Here is a 20,019-nt window from a genome sequence, read left to right on the forward strand (position 1 = left end):
TTGTCTCTGGGCAAGGTCGGCTCCTCGACGGCAGAGTAGGCGCAGCGCATGATCGACGCTCGAAACGATCATGCGTGGGCGATCACGATGTCGCTTTCTCCCATACGAACGACATTTGTCCCAACGCGCACGCATCCCAGGGATCGAACCGACAGGCCGCACCGTCGCCCGAACGGTGTCGCGTATCGCGTTCACCGCGATCGGTACGGGCGGCCGGAAACCCGGCGCGCGGGCTACCGAATCCGCTCCCAGCCTCGCCGCTCACGCCGTGACCCCAATTCCACATCACGACTCCGATAGACGATATAAGGCCTGGTCAGATAACCGACCGGCATGGAGAAGACGTGGACCAGACGGGTGAACGGCCAGAAGGCGAACAGAACCCACGCGGCGATCACGTGTAACTGGAAACCGAGGGGGGCGGCGAGGATGAGATCGGTGTCGGGACGGAACGACAGGACCGACCGGAACCACGGTGAAACAGTCTGGCGGTAGTCGTGCGGGTGACCGACGGCGTTGCTGATCACCGTGGTGCCGAAGCCGAGTAGCAATGTGCCGATGAGCAGCACGTACATGACCTTGTCGTTGCGGGTGGTCGCGGAGAACACCGGGCCCGTGGTGCGGCGGCGGTAGATCAGGATGGCCGCGCCGACAAGGGTCGCCGCGCCCGTGAGGACACCGATGCCTACGGAGAATGCGTGGTAGACCGGCTCGCTGATACCGACGGCTTCGGTCCAGCCTTCGGGGATGAGCAGCCCCACGATATGGCCGACGATCACCAGCAGGATCCCGAAATGGAACAGGGGGCTGCCGAGGCGGAGCAGGCGGTTCTCGTAGAGCTGGGAGGAGCGAGTGGTCCAGCCGAACTTGTCGTAGCGGTAACGCCAATAGTGGCCGACCAGGAATATCGCGATGGCGGCGTAGGGCAGGGCAACCCACAGGAGGATGTCGACCGTGGTGAGCTGTTCGGCCGCCGCGGCGTGGAAGGTTGCATTCATCGACTTACCTCCGTGAATTCGGCGTCGCCACCGGCGGCGGTGTGGGGTCGAGGTTCGGTCACATGTGCCACGGGGCCGACCGAAAAGCGCCACCGGCATGGGCTGTTCGTCAGGCTGCCGGAGTGGGCTGTTCGCCGGGTGCTGCGGGAGCACCGACCGACAATCGCGAAGTGTGGCGTTGGGTGCGCCTGGTTACCTCTAGGGCGGGGATGCCCGTCCAGGTCAGTGGGCAACATGGTTTCGGGGCTGTTGCGGCATGGATGGGTTGGGCAGGTATTGGGGTGGGGTGAAGGGGGCCAGGCCCACGGATTCTTCCGGGGGGCCCTCGGCTATGAGGCGGGCCAGGGCGTCTTCTTCCCGGCCGGCGAGGGCGGGGAGGGTTGCTATGACCGAATCGAGCACATCGCCCCACGGCGAACCGGTTTCGTGGAGTCCGCGGCGCATCAGTTCCAGACCCGCGCGATGTTCGGTGAGCAATCGCAGACCGGTTTCGGCGTGGCCGGAGGCGGCGAATTCCAGGACCACGGAGAGGTGGTCGGGTAGTTCTTCCTCGCTCAACCTCAGCCCGGCGGCCTGATAGGCCTGTTTGAACCGCAGCAGCGCGACCCCGCGTTTGCGCGTGTCGCCGTAGGCGAAGTAGGTGAGGTAGGGACTGAAACGTTTGCGGTGGTCGAAGGTCGCGACATAGTCGGCGGCCAGTTCGAACAGGGAGCTGCGCTGTACGTGGGCGAGGAACCGGGCCAGGGGATCACCGACCGTTGGCGGGAGGGTCGCGGCGACCGCGCCGAGCAGGTCCAGGTTGCGGTGCAGCGTTTCGTCCGGATAGCCGACGAGCAGCGACTGTGCCTGCCAGGCGGCAGAGCGGACGGCCGGGTCGATTTTCACGGTTTTCTTCACGGCCGCTCCGATCCGGACGGGTTGTCGCCGGTGGGCGGAAACAGGCCGTCGGGCGCTTTCCCGTCCCAGTTGAGCAGGTTCACCCGGCCCTGCCCGCGCACGGTGGTCGTTGCGTCGGCGGTCTGCCGGTTGCGCAGCATATGGAAGTTCTCGACGGCGATCGGCGCCGGCCCGCCGGAGCTTTCCCCGAACGGACCCGACGCGGTCATTCCCGGGCCACCTTCGTAATCGAGGCTGCATTCGGTGGCAAGTTCTTCCAGACCGTGTGCCTGTTCCGCGTGCGCGGGCGGAATCACATAGCGCTCGTCGTATTTGGCCAGCGCCAACAGGCGGAACATATCGTAGACCTGCTCGCCGGTCATTCCGACCGACTCCGCTATCCGCTCCCGGGGTTCGCGCCCGAAATTGATATCGCGCATATAGCTGCGCATGGCGGCCAGCCGGCGCAGGACATCGGTGACCGGGGCGGGATCGCCGGCGGTGAACAATTGGGCGAGATAATCCACCGGGATACGCAGGGCTTCGATGGCGGCGAAGAGATTGTCGTAATCTTCCGCGTCGTGACCGGTATCGCGGACGATATCGACCACCGGTGACAGTGGCGGGATGTACCAGACCATCGGCATGGTCCGGTATTCCGGATGCAGCGGCAGCGCGACCTTGTAGGTATTGATGAGCGCATAGATCGGTGACCTGTCCGCGGCCTCCACCCAGTCGTACGGTATTCCGGCGCGTTCGGCCTCGCGCCGGACCACCGGATCGGCCGGGTCCAGGAACACATCGCGTTGCGCCTGGTAGAGGCCCTGTTCGTCGGGAGTCGCGGCGGCTTCGAGCACCTTGTCCGCGTCGTAGAGCACCAGGCCGATATAGCGCAACCGGCCCACGCAGGTTTCCGCGCAGACAGTCGGCAGCCCGACCTCGACCCGCGGAAAGCAGAAGGTGCATTTCTCCGCTTTCCCGGTGCGGTGGTTGAAGTACACCTTCTTGTAGGGACAGCCGGAAACACACATCCGCCAACCCCGGCAGCGGTCCTGATCGACCAGGACGATCCCGTCCTCGCTGCGTTTGTAGATGGCGCCGGACGGGCACGACGCCGCGCACGACGGGTTCAGGCAGTGTTCACAGATCCGGGGCAGGTAGAACATGAAGGTCTGCTCGAATTCGAACCGGACCTTTTCGGCGAGTTTGCCCAGCATCGGGTCGCGGTCACCGTATTCGGTGGCGCCGCCGAGATCGTCGTCCCAGTTCGCCGACCATTCGATTTTCGTATCCTTACCGGTGATCAGCGATTTCGGCCGGGCCACCGGGGTGTGCCGCTGGGCGGGGGCGGTGGTGAGGTTCTCGTAGTCGTAGGTCCAGGGTTCGTAGTAGTCGCTGAGTTCGGGCAGGATCGGGTTGCTGAAGATGGTGAACAATTTCCGCCACCGGCCGCCGCCTTTGAGCTTCAGGTTCCCGCGCCGGTTCAACTCCCAGCCGCCCCGCCATTTCTCCTGGTCCTCGTAGGTGCGCGGATAACCCTGTCCGGGCCGGGTCTCCACATTGTTGAACCAGACGTATTCGACCCCGGACCGGTTGGTCCAGGCCTGCTTACAGGTGACCGAACAGGTATGGCAGCCGATACATTTGTCGAGATTCATCACCATCGCCATCTGCGCCATGACCCGCATCAGTAACTCACCTCCTGACCGCGACGACGGATCACCGTCACCTCGTCGCGTTGATTTCCGGTGGGGCCGAGATAGTTGAACGCGAAGCTGAGCTGGGCGTAGCCGCCGATGAGATGACTGGGCTTTATCAACAGGCGGGTGAGCGAATTGTGGATACCGCCGCGCTGCCCGGAAGTTTCACTGATCGGTACGTCGATCAGCCGGTCCTGCGCGTGATACATGTACACCGTGCCGGCCGGCATCCGATGCGAGACCACGGCCCGCGCCACGACCACACCATTGCGGTTGACCGCCTCGACCCATTCATTGTCGGCTACCGCGATCGTCGCCGCGTCCTGCGGTGACATCCAGATCGTCGGACCACCCCGCGACAGGCTCAGCATGAACAGGTTGTCCTGGTATTCGGAATGGATGGACCACTTGCTGTGCGGAGTGAGATAGCGGACGGTGACGCCGAGTTCACCCACCGATCCGATACCCGGCTCGCCGAACAGCGCCGCCATGTTCAGCGGGGGACGGTAGACGGGCAGCCCCTCCCCCAGTTCGGCCATCCAGTCGTGGTCGAGATAGAAATGCTGGCGGCCGGTGAGCGTATGCCACGGTTTGCGGCGTTCGACATTGATGGTGAACGGGGAATACCGGCGGCCGCCCGTCTCCGATCCCGACCATTCCGGTGAGGTGATCACCGGTACCGGCGCGGCCTGGGTATCGGCGAAGGTGATGCGTTTGCCCTCGTGTTCGGCGGCCAGATCGGCCAGCGGCATACCGGTGCGCTGCTCCAGAGAACGGAAACCTTCGGTGGCGAGGCGGCCGTTGGTGGTGCCCGACAGCGCCAGAATCGCCTCGGCCGCCTGGATACCGCGCTGCAGCGAGGGCCGGCCGTCGGCGGGGCCGCCGCGGATCATGCCGTTCTTGTGCCGTAGATAGTCGACTTCCGGGCCGAGGTCGAAGGTGACGCCCTTGGTGGTGGCGCCGAGCTTTTCCGCCAGCGGACCCAGCGCACGCATCTTGGCGCCGACAGCGCCGTAATCCCGCTCCACCACGGCGAGTTTCGGCATCGTCACGCCCGGAACCGGTTCGGCTTGCCCGTACTTCCAATCCGCGACCCGGCCGTGCGGAGTCGCGAGTTCGTCCGGGGTGTCGTGCAGCAGCGGAACCGCCACCACATCCTTGCGCACCCCCAGCCGCGGCCCCGCCAGCTCACTGAACTTCTCGGCGATCGCCTGGAAGGCATCCCAGTCGCTGCGGGTCTGCCAGGGCGGCGCGATGGCCGGGTTGAACGAATGCACGAACGGGTGCATATCGGTGGTGTTGAGATCGTGCTTCTCGTACCAGGTGGCGGCGGGCAGCACGATATCGGAGAACAGGGTGGTACTGGTCATCCGGAAATCCAGGGTGAGCAGCAGATCGAGTTTGCCGCGCGGCGCCTCGGGTCGCCACACCACATCGCGGGGCCGGGCACCGGCCGGGGTGGGCGAGGCGCGCAGCGACGATTCGGTGCCGAGCAGATGCTCCAGGAAGTATTCGTTACCCTTCGCCGACGACCCGAGCAGGTTCGCCCGCCATACGCTCAGCACCCGTGGGAAGTTCTGCGGCGCGTCCGGATCCTCGCAGGCGAACCGCATCCGCCCGGCCCGCAGTTCGGAGACCACGTAACCGGACAGCGAGCCGCCGTCGGCCTCGGCGGCCTCGACCAGGTCGAGCGGATTACGGTCGAAGGTCGGGTACGCCGGCATCCAGCCCAGCCGGGACGCCTGTGCGATCACATCGGCGGTGGTCATACCGGACAGGCGCCCATCCCCGTGCGCGGCCGAGAGCGTGTCGGCGCCGAACCAGTCGTAGCGGAATTGATCGGTATGCAGATACCAGTAGGCGGTCTGAATCATCTGCCGCGGTGGGCGCGACCAGTCCAGCGCCGACGCCAGCTGGGTCCACCCGGTCACCGGCCGGCATTTCTCCTGACCCACATAGTGCGCCCACCCACCGCCGTTCACGCCCTGGCAGCCGGTGATCGTGGTCAGCGTGAGGAAGGCCCGGTAGATGGTGTCGGAGTGGAACCAGTGGTTGGTTCCGGCGCCCATCACGATCATCGAACGGCCGTGGCTCTCCTCGGCGTTGGTGGCGAATTCGCGGGCGATCCGCAGCACCGCGGCCGCCGGTACGCCGGTGATCGCTTCCTGCCAGGCCGGGGTGTAGGGCTGAGCGGGGTCGTAATAGTCGACCGGCCACAACCCCGGCAGACCTTCGCGGTGCACTCCGTACTGCGCCAGCAGGAGATCGAAAACTGTGGTGACCAGGTGTCCGTTCACCCGGCGCACCGGGACCCCGCGCTGTATGGTCGCGCCTTCCCCGCCGGCGGTGTCGAAGCGCGGCATCAACACGGTGACTGCGTTGCCGCCCAGCAGGGTGAGCTGCGGCCGGACTCCTTCGAGGTCGAGATTCCAGCGGCCGTTACCGGTTTCGCCGAAGCGGTAACCGAGCGAACCGTTCGGTACCACCGGCCTGCCCTCGGCATCCAGGACCACCGTCTTGAATGCCGCGTTCTCGGTGCCGAGGTACTCGTCGAGATCGGCGGCGGTCAAGAATTTCCCGGGCAGATAACCGCTGTCGCCCTCCTCCAACCGGACCAGGAACGGCAGATCGGTGAACTGGCGGATATAGCCCGCGAAGTAGGGCACCTCCCGCTCGACGAAGAACTCGCGCAGCACCACATGCCCCATCGCCATCGCCAGGGCACCGTCGGTACCGGGATGCGGGGCCAGCCATTCGTCGGCGAATTTGACGTTGTCCGCGTAATCCGGGGAGACCGCGACAACCTTCTGTCCGCGATACCGGGCCTCGGCCATCCAGTGCGCGTCCGGGGTGCGGGTCACCGGCAGATTCGAACCCCACATGATCAGATAACCGGCATCCCACCAGTCCCCCGATTCCGGCACATCGGTCTGATCGCCGAACATCTGCGGTGAGGCGACCGGCAGGTCGGCGTACCAGTCGTAGAACGACAGCATCGCCCCACCGATCAACGAGACGAACCGCGCACCCGAGGCATGCGAAACCATCGACATCGCCGGGATCGGGGAGAAACCCGCGACCCGGTCGGGACCGTACCGTTCGATGGTGTGGATATGCGCGGCGGCGATCATCTCGGTCGCCTCGTCCCAGGTCGCGCGGACCAGACCGCCCTTACCGCGCGCGGCCTTGTAGCGCCGGGCCGATTCGGGATCCTCCACGATGGACGCCCAGGCGCGCACCGGATCGCCGATGGCGTTCTTCGCCGCCCGGTACATCTCCAGCAGGACACCGCGGATATACGGATACCGCACGCGGGTCGGCGAATACGTGTACCAGGAGAACGCGGCACCACGCGGGCAACCGCGCGGTTCGTATTCCGGTTTGTCCGGGCCTGCCGACGGATAGTCGGTCTGCTGGGTTTCCCAGGTGATGATCCCGTCCTTGACGTAGATCTTCCACGAACACGACCCCGTGCAGTTCACCCCGTGGGTGGACCGCACCACCTTGTCGTGACTCCAGCGGTCCCGGTAGAACTCGTCTGCTCCCCGCCCGCCGGTCTCGTACATCGACCGCCGGTCCGGGGACACTTCCGCGCGGGTGAAAAACCGCCGGGTCCCCACCAGCGCATCGGTGAGGTCGCCGTCGAGCCGCGCCCTGCCGGCGTCACGTCGCCCGCCGGTCATCCGACCTCCTTCGAAGGGTGCGGCTGCGATGCACGTCGACCAGTGCGGGGATGACGCGTCACGAGCCCTCCCAAGAACGAGGTACATCGGCGGAGGTTTCGCACAGTCGGTACTCCTTCTGCATCGTCGATCGGGACGCCTCAGCGGTCTTGCCGGCCCGCCTCACGGCGGACGACGGTGAGGGTGAAGACGAGCGCGGCCAGCGCGACCGCGGCCAGCGCGAGCAACCCCGGGCCATAATCGGAGGTCGCTCCGTAGATCGCGCCCATCACCAGCGGCGGGACGAATCCGCCCAGACCGCCCGCGGCGCCTACGAACCCGGTGATGGCCCCGACCTTTCCCGGCGGGGCGATCTGCGCGACCAATCCGAAGGTCGCACCGCTGCCCGCGCCGAGAGCCGCGGCCAGAACCAGGAACTCGACGGTGCCGACGGGCATCAGATCCGGGGTGGCGGCCTGCACTGCCGCGGCGACGACCACGAACCCGAGGGTGACGGCGAGCACGACCGGGCCGTTGAAACGGTCGACCAGCCAGCCGCCGACCGGTCGCATGAGCACCGCGAGCAGCACGAAACCGGCCATCTTGTTGGCCGCATCCGCCTGCGAGAGGTCGTAGGCGGTGCGCAGATACGACGGCAGGTACACCGAGAACGCTACGAAACCACCGAACGCGACCGCGTACAACGCCGACGCCTCCCAGGTGGCGGGCAGACGCATGGTCTGTTTCAGCCGGGTGGTCATCGACTCGGTGGGCGCGGTCCGGCCGGGAGCGTCGCGCAGCAGGAACCAGGCGACGATCGCATATACCGCCAGCGCGGCGGCGCACAGCAGGAACGGGGTCGCGGTATCGCCCATATCCACCAGTTGCACGGTGGTCAGGGCGCTGATGGCGGTACCGCCCATCCCCATCCCGTACACCCCGATCGCCAGCCCCTGCTTCTCCGGCGGGAACCAGCGGCTCACGAACGGCACCCCGACCGCGAACACCGTGCCGCCGACACCGAGAAAGAAACCACCGATCAGCAACGCCGCCAGCGTCGAATGGCCGACCAGCCCCAGGAACAGCACCGGAACAATGGTGATAAGCGAAACCACCGGGAACATCAGCCGACCGCCGTAGCGATCGGCCAGCGCCCCGACGGGTATCCGGCCCAGCGAACCCACGATCACCGGAACCGCCACCACCAGCGACTCCTGGAACGAATTCAGTCCCAGCTCCTCGCGTAACCGCGGCGCCAAGGGGCTGAGCAGTGCCCACGCCCAGAAGTTGAGTGCGAAGCCCACGGTCGCCAGGACCAGCATCAGGGTGCGTCCACCGGTCATGGTGTGGTCGCCGGCCATGGCCCGGCCGGCGTTCAACGGAGTCGAAGAGGCCACCTTTGCTCCCGAGGAGGGTCGGTCCGGCAAACTCTTTACGCCCAGTCCACAACCGCTCGACGGGCGATTCGGTCCATCGCGACCGGGATCTGGTCCCGTGCCGCCGTGTTGCGCTAGCGGTGACTCACAGCCGTTCGGTCGATCCACCTGACGGATACCGGCCGGGCTTCCGCCGCAGGGCTGGACAACAGGCGAAGCATTGCCCCCGGCAACAGCTCAGTGGCTCCCAGCGGGCCGTCCTCGCACGGCCCGGGCAGGACGGCGGCACGCCTTATTCTGCCCGCAACATTGCGAAGTTGTCGGCCCATCCGGGATCCCGGGAGTTTCGTGATCACCCCGCCGTAGGCACCCGCTGCTGCTCAGCGGCGCGGACAGCGCCGACGGCACCGACCCGACGGCGTCGACCGCCGTTGCCCGCCGAGCGCCGTACGTCGGGCGCTCGGCGCACCACCGACGTCGGTACACGCCGATCCGCCACACTCGCGTCCGCCGCGTGCAGTACGGCCGGGATCTCGGTCCTGCCGATACCGGCCGCGCACTCGGCTCCTACGCTCTACCGGTGGATATCGACTGGCCCGAGCTGCGCGCCCGCTGTCTGCTCACCGAGGACGACGCGATTCTGGCATTGAACAAACCCGCCGGTATCTCGGTCACCGGGGAGCGGCACGATACCGATATCGTCGCCGCCGCCGAGGCCACCGGCGAGAAGTTGTATCCGGTGCACCGGATCGACAAGGTCACCTCCGGTCTGGTGCTGCTGGCCCGGCAGCTCCCCGCGCACGGGCAGCTGACCCGCCAGTTCAACAAGCAAACCGCCCGGAAAACTTACCTGGCCGTGATCGCCACCGGGCCGGAGCCACTGCCCGACCACGGCGTCGTCGAACTGCCGCTCAGCGTCGGCCGGAAGAACCGGGTCCGGGTGGCCGCTCCCCGCGAAACCATCCAGCGCACCGGCGACCGCTGGTTCGTCGCCGACGCCGACCTGCTGAACACGAAGAACTACCCTTCCCGCACGGAGTTCACCGTCGTGGCCAGGTACAACGAGCACACGGTCGTCGCGCTGCATCCCATCACCGGCCGCCGGCATCAGCTACGCGTACACCTGGCCTGGATCGGCTACCCGATCACCGGCGATCCCCTGTTCGACCGAACCGGCGCCCACCCCCGCACCCACCTGCATTCCTGGCGGCTGCGCCTCACCGCCGATTGGCGTCCCGACGGCCGGCTCGACCTGGAAGCACCCCCCGAGGAGGGTTTCTGGGCCCCACTACCCCACCCACCCGCGGCTCTACCCGACTGATCGCCGGTCGGCCGGCTGTCTCTGCCGCGGGCCCGGCTCAGCAACTCCTCGGGCCGGCTGTGCATGGACAACAGCCCCGTTTTCGGGCTCGGCCACCGGCACCGCCGTCCGGTCCATCGGATGCCATCGTGATGCCCCGCTGTTCTCCGGCCTACCGGCCGGCCTGCAGCAGCCGGGCCGTCGCCATGGTCGAGCACCGGTGACATGACCGAGGCTGCCGGTGTGCCGCTCCGCGAATCGAGCCGCGGTGGTCCGACGCCGAGCTCGCGGCGCATCGTGGTTGTCGACAGCACCCGAGCGTATGGGCCGCTACCCGGTCACCTGTCTCATGTCCACAGGCCGCCCGATGAGCTATTTCGTCCTGGAACAATACGCAGAAGAACCGGTAGTGGCGTACCTCATAACCCCACCGCCACCGACGGCCGACTGTCCTAAGCTGGTGACGTGACCCCGCCCCACGGGAACCACCGTGGCGCCGAGTTCAGAGGGGCCGAACCCCGCGCGCCGGAGGCGCGCCAATAAGCACAGGAGCACCGATGATCCTGGTGGCGCAGGTCAGCGATACACATTTCGATCTCGGGACCCGCAACACCGAGCGCGCGCAACGGGTGATGGCCTATCTGGCGGATTTGCGGCGGCGGCCCGACGTGATCGTAGTGACCGGCGATATCACCGATTCCGGTAAGCCCGAGCAGTACGCCGAGGCCCGGATGTCGCTACAGGCCGATCTTCCGGTGCTCGTGATCCCCGGAAACCACGACGAGCGCGCGGCGTTCCGGGAGGTGCTGCTATCCGGTACGCCATCGGACGATCCGGTGAATCAGGTGCACCGGATCGGCGAGCTGACCCTGATCCTGCTCGACTCCAGCGACCCCGGGCAGCCGAGTGGCCGGCTGTGCGACGAGACCTACGACTGGCTCGCCGATACGCTCGCCGCGACCCCGCCGGACGCGGCCGTATTGCTGGCCCTGCACCACCCGCCGGTTTTCCTGCACAGCCCCATCGTGGACACGATCGCGCTGGACGATCCGCAACGGCTGGCGGCGGTGATCACCGGGGACCGGCGCATCGTCGGGACCTTGGCGGGCCACGCGCATACCGCCGCGGTGAGCACCTTTGCGGGAAAGCCGCTGCTCATCGGCCCAAGCACGGCATCGGTGCTGGGTGGGGAATGGGAACTCGCGCCGCCCGAACGCGTGATGGACTACGGGCCGGATCCGTCGGTGGCTCTGCACGTGCTCGATGACGACCATCGGCTGATCACGCATTTCCGCAGTGTCCCGATGGGCGGCTGGATCACCAGCCCGTACTGACCCTCAGTAGCGTCCGGCGCGGGCCCGGCGGTAGGCGGCGGGGGTCGCGCCGGTCCAGCGTTTGAAGGCGTAGATGAAGGTGGAGGCCTCGGCGTAGCCGAGCCGGATCGCCACATCGCTCACCGACAGCGGCGTCGTGGTCAGCATTTCCTCGGCCAGCGCCTGACGCACTTCGTCGAGCAGGGCGCGGTAACTGGTACCGGCGGTGTCGAGGTGCCGGCGCAGGGTGCGGGTGCTCATGTTCAGGTCGGCGGCCACGGCATCGATACCGGGCGGCGCGGTGAAACCGTCCAGCCCACCGCGGGGCACCAGCCGGGCCCGGACCTCGGCGGCGATTCCGGTGCGGGCCCGGCGCCGATGGACCAGGTCGCGGCATTGCGCCAGGCAGATGGCCAGGGTGTGCTCGTTGGCCTGCGGAAGCGGCTGGTCCAGGATCGCCGGATCGAGGGCGACCAGGTTCTCCGGGCGGCCGAACCGCGGCGGGGCGACCGTGACCGCGGCGATCCGGTCGGCGTAGGCCGGTTCGGGGAACCGGAATTCGGCCCGGATCAGTTCCAGGTGCCGGCCCAGCAGATCGCTCATCACCTGGTGCATGGCGGTCACATCGCGTTCCACCAGGAACTGCCGGATATCGGCCGGCACGGAATCGTCGAGGATCCGGCCGACGAATTCGCCGTCCTCCCACTGCGTCACCGGCAGGCAGAAGGCGAAGCTCAGTTCCATATAGCGCAGGGCGAAATCGATCGCCTCGGCCAGTGTGGGACTGCTGACACAGGCGAAGCCGAAGATGCCGAAGGTGGTGATGCGGTAGCGGCGGCCCACCTCGATGCCCATCCCGGGCCGGTCGAGTTGGCGCACCAGGTTCCGGACGACCGCGAGTTCGGTATGCGCGTCGATCTGGGCATCGGGGTCACGTAGCCGGGCCTCGGTGAGATCGGTGCCGCGCAGCAGCGCCGCGGGCGCAACTCCGTGTTCGGCGCCGTACCCCACCATCAGCGCGACACTGGCGACACCACGCGGGAAATCCCAGTCCCGGACCGACGGACGCTGCACCATACCGCCATTATGGCCGAATATCTCAATCGACCGACCGGCGGCTACCAGGACAGTTCCGTGCAGCGGCGGGCGGTATCGCTGGTCTCGATCTGCAGCGTGGCGTGCTCTATGTGGAAACGCTCGGCAAGCAGGTGCTGGGCGGCGCGCAGGATTTCGTCACCGGCGTCCGGCCCCGAAGTGGTGATATGCGCCGAGGCGACCTCCATACCGGAAGTCAGCGTCCAGACATGCAGATCGTGCACATCGCACACCCCGGGCACCGCGGCCAGCTCGGCCGCCACCGCCTCGACATCGAGTTCTTCCGGGCTGTGCTGGAACAGGATCCGCAGCGACCGGCGCGCCAGCAGATAGGTGCGGGGCAGCACCCAGACGCCGATCGCCACACCGACGACCATATCGGCGTAGTACCAGCCGGTGGTCAGGGTTATCGCCGCCGAGACGAGCACCCCGAACGACCCGACCATATCGGCGAGCACTTCGAGGTAGGCGCCACGCACATTCAGGCTCTCCGCCGCTCCGCGCCGCAGCAACAGGAAGGACACGATATTGGCGGCGAGGCCGATCACGCCCGCGATGAGCACCGGCCCGCCCGGAACCTCCGGCGGTTCACCGAAGCGGCGGACCGCCTCCACCAGGACATAGCCCGCCACGCCGAACAGGAGTACGGCGTTGGCGAGGGCCGCGATCACCTCGGCGCGGTAGTAGCCGAAGGTGCGGGTGTAGCTGGGCCGGGTGTTGCGCGCCAGCACAATCGCCGAGAGCGCCATCGCGATGCCGACGACATCGGTGAGCATATGCGCGGCGTCGGACAGCAGTGCCAGCGAACCGGTGGCCAGCGCGACCGCCAGTTCGACCAGCATGAATCCGGCGCCGATGGCCAGCGCCAGCGCCAGTCGTCCGACATATTTCCCGGAGGCGCTTTCGGCTGATACCCGATGCGTATGATCATGTCCCACGCAGACAACATATGCGGTGATGCGCATGCTTGCAACACCGTCGATTCGCGCCCGGCCGCCGGACTGGCAGACTTGACTTCGTGAGTGACCAGCCCGCTACCGCCCGGCCCGGCACATCCGACCGGCCCGCCCGCGAGCCCCGAGCCGCACTGCGGCCGATCGAGCTCGCCACCGGAGCGGTTCTGGGCGGCGCGACCGTCGGACTCGTCACGGTCGGCTCGGTGATCCCGTTCGCCGCGGCGCTCCAACTCGTCGCGGCCGTCCCCATGGGATTGCTGGCGCACCGATACCGATTCCGCGCCCTGTTCACGGCCTCGGTATCGGCCGCCCTGGTCACCTTCGTCGCGGCCGGACTCGCGGCCGCCATGGCCATGGTCGCCACCGCGACCATCGGCGGTATCGTCGGCACGGTCAAACGCCGCCGCGGGGGCCTGATCGCGGTCACCGGGCTCTCGGTCGTCGCGGGTCTCGCCTGGGGCGTGTTCTCGATCGGTTTCCTGCTGGTCTTCTCCGCCACCCGCAACCTGGTGTTCGACAACATCCGCAATACCGCCACCGGCTTCGCCGACCTCACCTCCCGCCAGGCCCAGCTGGAACCACTGGGACGCGGTGTACTGAACGTGGCCGAGGTCGTCCTGCAATGGTGGTGGATCTACATCGGCACCACCGTCGCGATCGGCACCGTGGTCACCGCACTCGTTTCCTGGTTCGTGCTCGGATCCGTCCTGGACCGGCTGACCTGGCTCCCCGGCGCCGATCGGCTCGACGCACCCGCCGACGACCGCCCCATCGCGCCGCTGCCGGTCACGCTGCGCGGGGCCGGCTACCGCTATCCGGGCACGGCCGGTACCGCACTGGCCGGGATCGACCTGCGGGTCGCGGTCGGCGAATTCGTCGCCGTCGTCGGGCACAACGGCTCGGGGAAATCCACCCTCACCCGGCTGCTGGCCGGCCTGCCACCGAGCAGCGGCACGGTAGAGCGCCCGGGATCGGCGGGTCTGGGGCATCTCGGCGGCACCGCCCTGGTTCTCCAGCGGCCGGAAAGCCAGACCCTCGGGGTGCTGGTCGCCGACGATGTCGTCTGGGGACTGCCCGCCGAACTGGCGGCCGAGGTGCAGATCGACGATCTGCTGCGCGAGGTCGGGCTGGACGGCATGGGCGCCCGGGAAACCGCGACCCTGTCCGGTGGACAGCAGCAGCGGCTGGCCGTGGCGGCCGCCCTGGCCCGGCGCCCGGCACTGCTCATCGCCGACGAAGCCACCTCCATGATCGACCCGGACGGCCGCCGCGAGTTGGTGGCCCTGTTGTCCGAGCTGCCGAAGCGCCATCCGATGGCGGTGGTGCTGGTGACCCACCACGAAGCCGACGCCGCCGCCGCCGACCGGGTGATACATCTTGCGGACGGCCGGATGGCCGACCGTCTGCCCGCCTGGCCGAAACCGGCCCGTGCCCACCGCCGCCACCCCATGGGCGATCCGATTCTCGAACTGCGTGGTGTCCGGCACACCTACAACCGCGGCACACCGTGGGAAGCGCAGGCCCTGCACGGGATCGACCTGACCGTCCGCCGCGGGGAAGCGCTGCTGGTGGTCGGCGGAAACGGCTCCGGGAAATCGACCCTGGCCTGGATCATGGCCGGCCTCATCGCACCCAGTACCGGGCGTTGCGAACTCGCCGGGAAACCGATCAGCAAACAGATCGGCCGGGTGGAACTGGCCTTCCAGCATTCCCGGCTGCAACTGCAACGGCATACCGTCGGCGAGGAGATCGCCGACTGGGGCGGCGACGGCACCGGATCGGGCACCGTCGGCAAGGCGCTCGACGCCGTCGGCCTGGACCGCTCACTGACCACCCGCTCCATCGAAGAACTCAGCGGCGGGCAGGCGAAACGAGTGGTGCTGGCCGCCATCGTCGCCAGTCAACCCCAGGTGGTGGTGCTGGACGAACCGCTGGCGGGCCTGGACCCCGAGGGCCGCGCCGATATCGTCGACCTGCTGGCCCGGCTCCGCGATTCGGGACTCACCCTGATCGTCATCTCGCACGATGTCGAGGACGTGGCGGCCATCTGCGACCGCACCGTCCACCTGCAGGCCGGGCGTATCCCGGAAACCGAGGCCGCGCATATTCCGGTCCCGGAACCGGACGCCGACACCGTCCCCATCCCACCGGTCCCCCCACCCGGACAGGTCCACCATCCGGTGCCGGGTGCGGCCTGGCCGGTACCCGGCGACGCCCACGGAGGTGCCCGATGAGTACGGTACTGCTGCGCCAGGTTCCGGTCGCCAGCCCGATCCACCGGCTCTGGGCCGGCACCAAGATGATCGGTGTCTTCCTGATCAGCCTGCTGCTGATGTTCCTGCCCAGCTGGCCGATCCTCGGCGTAACAATCGTCTTCCTGATCGCGGTCGGGGCCCTCGCACGACTCCCCCTCGGCGTCGTCCCACGGCTTCCGTGGGTGTTCTGGCTGCTGATCGCACTAGGTGCAGTGATCAGCGCACCGGTCGGCGGGGTCGCGCTGCTGCGCTACGCGCAGGTCGTGGTCTTCGGTCTCATCCTGCTGTCGGCATCCATGCTGATCGCCTGGACCACTCCGATGAGCGAAATCGCCCCCGCCCTGGCAACCCTCGGCCGCCCACTGCGCAAACTACGGGTCCCGGTCGACGAACTCGCCGTCGTAGTGGCACTTACCCTGCGCGGACTACCACTGCTGCTGGAGGAGATCCGAATCCTGCGCGCCGCACGCCGGCTACGCCCCAAACCCGATCTACTGCACCGCACCACCGACCCACTGATCGATATCCTCACCGCGGCCATGGCGGTGTCGACTCGCCGCGCCGGCGAACTCGGTGAAGCCATCACCGCCCGCGGCGGGACGGGCCGGCTCACCGCCCGTCCCGCCGGCCCCGGCCGCAACGATGCGGTCGCCCTGGCCGCCGTGGTGGCAGTCTGCGCCGGAGCTCTCGTCCTCGACCTGCTGACCTGAATCGCCCGTAGTTCAGCTTTTCCGGGGCGACAGCGCGCCACGCCGGTATCCGAGGTACAACAGCAGCACGGTCGCCGCCGAGCAGACCAGTACCGAGACAATGCTCGCTTCCGGGCCGAAACTTCCCCCGGACAGCCAATCGGGGCCCGTCGTGACCGCAGTGACCAGAGATTCGCGCGCCTCGCTCCCCGAGACGACGGTGCCGAAGATGCCCGAAGTTGCGGCGTTCCAGCCGAAATGCAGGCCGATCGCCAGCCATAGCGAACCTGTCGCGAGGTATGCCGCGCCGAGCAGCAAACCTGCCTCGACGGCAATCGCGATCGCGCCCCACACCGAAGCTTCGGGATTGAGCAGATGCACCAGGCCGAAGACAAGAGCGGATACGACGAGCGCGACCGCGGTCCCCCAGCGACCCCAGAGGAGCCGGAAGACGACACCGCGGAAGAACACTTCTTCCGCGGTGGCAACGGCACACATGGCGCCGGCCACCGCGAGGGCACCGGAAACCGACCCCCACCCAGTGATTCGGTACACGTCGAACAGGGCAAGGATACCGATGGCGACCGCCGCAAGACCCGCCCCGGATACCACGCCGGCCACGAGCTGGAGCCCGCCACCGCGACGGGGGAACTCGGCCACGCGCCGCTTCTCGATCCGGTGCCCGGCCCAGATGTAGAGCCGGACCACCGCGCACGCCAGCACGGGACCGGCGACGAGTGCAACCACCGGATTGCCGATCGCCGAGGCAAGGGAATTCGATACCAGCATCACCACGGCGAAACCGACGACCACAACCGCCGTCCGGCCTATCCCCAGACGGTCCGGCTCGCTCGCGCCACCCCGCACCCGGAACTCGTCCCGGGCGGAGCTCACCACCTACTTCTGCTGGTCACGTACGGCTTTACGGGCGGCGTCCTGCGCCTTGTCGACCTGCGACGCGTACTTCCCGCCGGTCTTCTTGTCCACCGCATCGCCGACCTTCTCGATCAGCGGGTCGACCTTGTCGGCGTTCTTGCGCGCCAGCCCCAGCGCTTTGTTCGCCAGCCCTTTGAAATCCATGGTGTGCTCCTCGCTCCAACTCGCTTCAGCGCTAACGATACCCAGCGAGTTCACGAGGAGCGGAGGAACCGGGCCGGCGACGGCTGTCACACCTCGCCGAGCCAGGCAGGGTGCCAGAAGCGACCGTTGTCGGTCCAATCCATATAGCGAACAGTGCCTTTGATCTTCGGTGTCACCCAGATGACGTCCCGGAGTTCGTCGGCCGACATCTCGTTGCCGAACGGGGAGGTCTTACGTTCCGACCGGCGCAGCCGGGCCGCCAGATCGTTCATCCCCGCCTCGTCGAATCCGGTGCCCACCCGTCCCGCGTACACCAGGCCGTCCGCACCGGGTATCCCGACCAGCAGCGAGGCGAACGGCCGAGCCTTACTGCGGCGCATCCCCCCGATCACCACTTCCTGGGTGCGCCAGTTCCGGTGCTTCACCCACGAATGCCCGCGAGTACCCGGCAGATACACCGAATCCAGCCGTTTGGCGATCACGCCCTCCGCACCTTCGTCCTCGCTGCGCCGCAGGGCCTCGGTGCCGTCGCCTGCGTAGCGCGGCGGCACCCGGAGTTCCGTGGTCGTCGCGGCCAGCGCTTCCAGTACCTGCCGCCGATCGCGGTAGCGTTTGCGCAGCAGTGAGGTGCCATCGAGGAACAGCAGATCGAAGGCCAGGAATTCGGCGCGCCGCGGATTCGCCTTCAACAGGGCGATATTCACCGCGCCGTCGGGCCCGCGAACGATGAGTTCGCCGTCGAGGATCACTTGATGATCGGCCAGTTCCTCGGCCAGCACCGACAACTGTGGGTAGCGCGCGGTGACATCGTTACCGGCTCGGCTGCGCAACCTTAGCTCACCGGCGTCGATTTCCACGAGCAGCCGGTACCCGTCCCATTTCCGTTCGAACGCCCATTCCGAATCCGGCAGCCCGGCCACCTCACCACTGGTCGCCAGCATGGGGGTGAGTCCACGGGGCAGTTCCGCGGTCGCCGGCTGGTCCTTCATGAGATGCATCAACCACTGGTCGCCCTCCGTCCGGATCAGGGCGTACCGGCCGTTGAGTCGTTCGCCGCGGAACACCACGATCACCTCGTCGTCGCGCCATTTCTCGGCGCGGTAGGTGCCGGTGTCCCAGACCGACATCTCCCCCGCCCCGTATTCACCCGCCGGGATCGTGCCGTGGAAGTCCAGGTATTCCAGCGGATGGTCCTCGGTGTGCACGGCGAGCCGGTTCTGCCGGGTGCTTTCCGGCGGCCCCTTGGGTACCGCCCACGACACCAGCACCCCGTCGCGCTCCAACCGCACATCCCAGTGCAGGCGGCGGGCGTGGTGTTCGTGGACGACGTAGCGATTACCGGGCCCGGGGTGCGGCGGATGCGGCGGTACCGGCTCCGGTGTGCGCGCCGGATCCCGCATCGAACGGTATTTCGTCAGCGCGTCGTTCAGGGGTATGTCCAGACCGGCCAGCAGATCACCGTCGGACCGGTAACGCTCGAGAACTTCGTCGAACCGCAGTTGCCGCAGCTCGCCGGCATCCTCGAGTTCCGCCCAGTGGCGTGGCGCGGCGGCGTTCGGCTGTTCGCGCCCGCGCAGCGAGTACGGGGCGATGGTCGTCTTGGCGGGGTTGTTCTGACTCCAGTCCAGGAACACCTTCCCCGCCCGCACGCTCTTCGCCATGGTGGCGGTGACCAGGTCGGGAAGGAGTTTCTCCAGATTCGTGGCGACCTGTTTGGCCACTGTGGACGCCCCGCCGGGGCTCAATACCCGGTCCAGCGGGACGTACAGGTGGATGCCTTTGCTACCGCTGGTCAGCGGGAACGCGCGCATCCCGATTTCGGCGACCATATCGCGCACCCCGAGCGCCACCCGCGCGCATTCGGGCAGCCCCACGCCGGGGCCGGGGTCGAGGTCGAACACCAGCCGCGTCGCGGGGCCGCGCGCATCGCCGTCGAAACGCCACTGGGGTACATGGATCTCCAAGGCGGCCTGCTGACCGAGCCAGACCAGGCCGGCCTGGGACGAGATCACCGGGTAGTGCGCTGTGCGGTCGGAATGTTGCAGGGCGCGGCGCGGTAGCCACGACGGCGTGCCCGCGCCGAGGTTCTTCTCGAAGAACGATGATTCGGCGACACCGTTCGGCCAGCGCTTACGAGTGATCGGCCGGCCCGCGATATGGGGCAGCATCGCCGGTGCGATCTCGGCGTAGTACTCGATGACCTCGCCCTTTGTGGTGCCGGCCGCCGGATAGAGCACCTTGTCCAGATTGCTCAGCCGGACATCGATATCGGGCTGCCCCGGTTCACCGCCGAACGCCCGGTGCACGCCGGTTCACCGCAGGAGCAGGTCAGACCGGGGGTCAGTAGCACGGCGCGACCACGCGGGACCGCCGTGCCCGCACAACGGGCGCAGCCGCGTGCGATGTGACTCGAACGGCAGCTCCTGCCCGCGACTCACGGCCGTGGGCCCGGCCCCGGCCCCGGCCCCGGCGCGCCGGGCTGTCCGGGACCGCCCGGCTGTTCGGGCGGAACCACCTTACGAGCCGCTTCCTTACCCTTCTGGATCTTGTCCGAGTACTTGCCCTTGGTCCTCTGGTCGAGGAAATCGCCGGCCTTGTCGACCGCCTGGTTGATCTTGTCGGAGTTCTTTGCCGCCGCTTCCTGGCCTTTACCGGCCAGATTCTTCAGGTTGTCCATCAAGCTCATTGCCTAATTCCTTCCTGTCGCCGAGCGGTTGTT

General features: G+C 67.6%; 15 protein-coding genes. 4 read left to right on the forward strand and 11 right to left on the reverse strand.

Annotation, left to right across the window (positions count from 1 at the left end):
• Nucleotides 1-233: 233 nt before the first annotated feature.
• From narI to IU448_RS10935, 5 genes are all read right to left on the reverse strand, one after another.
• Nucleotides 234-998 carry a respiratory nitrate reductase subunit gamma gene (gene narI, locus IU448_RS10915; RefSeq protein WP_195055466.1) on the reverse strand — a complete coding sequence of 255 codons (765 nt, stop codon included), beginning with the start codon at nt 996-998 and terminating at the stop codon, nt 234-236.
• Nucleotides 999-1,220: 222 nt separating this feature from the next.
• On the reverse strand, nt 1,221-1,895 hold the full coding sequence (gene narJ / locus IU448_RS10920; RefSeq protein WP_280457190.1) for a nitrate reductase molybdenum cofactor assembly chaperone: 675 nt from the start codon (nt 1,893-1,895) through the stop codon (nt 1,221-1,223).
• The gene (gene narH / locus IU448_RS10925) at nt 1,892-3,562 is read right to left on the reverse strand and encodes a nitrate reductase subunit beta (RefSeq protein WP_195055467.1); all 1,671 of its coding nucleotides are present in this window, start codon (nt 3,560-3,562) and stop codon (nt 1,892-1,894) included. The genes narJ and narH overlap by 4 nt, the downstream gene beginning before the upstream one ends.
• On the reverse strand, nt 3,562-7,257 hold the full coding sequence (locus IU448_RS10930; RefSeq protein ID WP_195055468.1) for a nitrate reductase subunit alpha: 3,696 nt from the start codon (nt 7,255-7,257) through the stop codon (nt 3,562-3,564). Before IU448_RS10930 ends, narH begins: the two co-directional genes overlap by 1 nt.
• 140 nt (nt 7,258-7,397) lie before the next feature.
• Nucleotides 7,398-8,633: a nitrate/nitrite transporter gene (locus tag IU448_RS10935; protein WP_280457188.1), complete on the reverse strand. Its 1,236-nt coding sequence runs from the start codon at nt 8,631-8,633 to the stop codon at nt 7,398-7,400.
• A gap of 559 nt (nt 8,634-9,192) precedes the next feature.
• Here IU448_RS10935 and IU448_RS10940 point away from each other — a divergent pair.
• Nucleotides 9,193-9,933, forward strand: a complete 741-nt coding sequence (locus IU448_RS10940) for an RluA family pseudouridine synthase (RefSeq protein WP_195055469.1) — start codon at nt 9,193-9,195, stop codon at nt 9,931-9,933.
• 536 nt (nt 9,934-10,469) lie between these two features.
• Entirely contained in the window at nt 10,470-11,246 is a 777-nt protein-coding gene (locus tag IU448_RS10945; RefSeq protein WP_195055470.1) for a metallophosphoesterase, read from the forward strand.
• Nucleotides 11,247-11,249: 3 nt separating this feature from the next.
• Here IU448_RS10945 and IU448_RS10950 read toward each other — a convergent pair whose 3' ends face one another.
• Entirely contained in the window at nt 11,250-12,302 is a 1,053-nt protein-coding gene (locus IU448_RS10950; protein ID WP_195055471.1) for an AraC family transcriptional regulator, read from the reverse strand.
• A gap of 41 nt (nt 12,303-12,343) precedes the next feature.
• Nucleotides 12,344-13,258, reverse strand: a complete 915-nt coding sequence (locus IU448_RS10955; protein ID WP_280457186.1) for a cation diffusion facilitator family transporter — start codon at nt 13,256-13,258, stop codon at nt 12,344-12,346.
• An 80-nt stretch (nt 13,259-13,338) separates the two neighbouring features.
• On the opposite strand from IU448_RS10955, the gene IU448_RS10960 reads away from it, so the two are divergent.
• Entirely contained in the window at nt 13,339-15,510 is a 2,172-nt protein-coding gene (locus IU448_RS10960; protein ID WP_416382982.1) for an ABC transporter ATP-binding protein, read from the forward strand.
• Nucleotides 15,507-16,241, forward strand: a complete 735-nt coding sequence (locus IU448_RS10965; RefSeq protein WP_195055473.1) for an energy-coupling factor transporter transmembrane component T family protein — start codon at nt 15,507-15,509, stop codon at nt 16,239-16,241. The genes IU448_RS10960 and IU448_RS10965 overlap by 4 nt, the downstream gene beginning before the upstream one ends.
• Before the next feature lie 12 nt (nt 16,242-16,253).
• Here IU448_RS10965 and IU448_RS29375 read toward each other — a convergent pair whose 3' ends face one another.
• The 4 genes from IU448_RS29375 to IU448_RS10985 form a co-directional block, all read right to left on the reverse strand.
• Nucleotides 16,254-17,114, reverse strand: a complete 861-nt coding sequence (locus tag IU448_RS29375) for a type II CAAX prenyl endopeptidase Rce1 family protein (protein WP_324188567.1) — start codon at nt 17,112-17,114, stop codon at nt 16,254-16,256.
• 3 nt (nt 17,115-17,117) lie between these two features.
• Nucleotides 17,118-17,300, reverse strand: coding sequence for an antitoxin (locus IU448_RS10975; protein WP_195055474.1), 183 nt, complete (start codon nt 17,298-17,300; stop codon nt 17,118-17,120).
• Nucleotides 17,301-17,386: 86 nt separating this feature from the next.
• On the reverse strand, nt 17,387-19,606 hold the full coding sequence (locus IU448_RS10980; protein WP_195055475.1) for an ATP-dependent DNA ligase: 2,220 nt from the start codon (nt 19,604-19,606) through the stop codon (nt 17,387-17,389).
• A 128-nt stretch (nt 19,607-19,734) separates the two neighbouring features.
• A complete protein-coding gene (locus IU448_RS10985; RefSeq protein ID WP_195055476.1) occupies nt 19,735-19,986 on the reverse strand; it encodes an antitoxin in 252 nt (83 codons plus the stop codon).
• Nucleotides 19,987-20,019: the final 33 nt, after the last annotated feature.

The organism is Nocardia flavorosea, assembly GCF_015477805.1.
Classification (GTDB): Bacteria; Actinomycetota; Actinomycetes; order Mycobacteriales; family Mycobacteriaceae; genus Nocardia; species Nocardia flavorosea_A.

Bases quoted from the DNA above. Each gene is read 5' to 3' on its own strand.
- IU448_RS10945 (WP_195055470.1), top strand. From the start codon at position 10,470: ATGATCCTGGTGGCGCAGGTCAGCGATACACATTTCGATCTCGGGACC.
- narI (WP_195055466.1), bottom strand. From the start codon at position 998: ATGAATGCAACCTTCCACGCCGCGGCGGCCGAACAGCTCACCACGGTC.
- IU448_RS10950 (WP_195055471.1), bottom strand. From the start codon at position 12,302: ATGGTGCAGCGTCCGTCGGTCCGGGACTGGGATTTCCCGCGTGGTGTC.
- IU448_RS10965 (WP_195055473.1), top strand. From the start codon at position 15,507: ATGAGTACGGTACTGCTGCGCCAGGTTCCGGTCGCCAGCCCGATCCAC.
- IU448_RS10985 (WP_195055476.1), bottom strand. From the start codon at position 19,986: ATGAGCTTGATGGACAACCTGAAGAATCTGGCCGGTAAAGGCCAGGAA.
- IU448_RS10930 (WP_195055468.1), bottom strand. From the start codon at position 7,257: ATGACCGGCGGGCGACGTGACGCCGGCAGGGCGCGGCTCGACGGCGAC.
- narH (WP_195055467.1), bottom strand. From the start codon at position 3,562: ATGCGGGTCATGGCGCAGATGGCGATGGTGATGAATCTCGACAAATGT.
- IU448_RS10975 (WP_195055474.1), bottom strand. From the start codon at position 17,300: ATGGATTTCAAAGGGCTGGCGAACAAAGCGCTGGGGCTGGCGCGCAAG.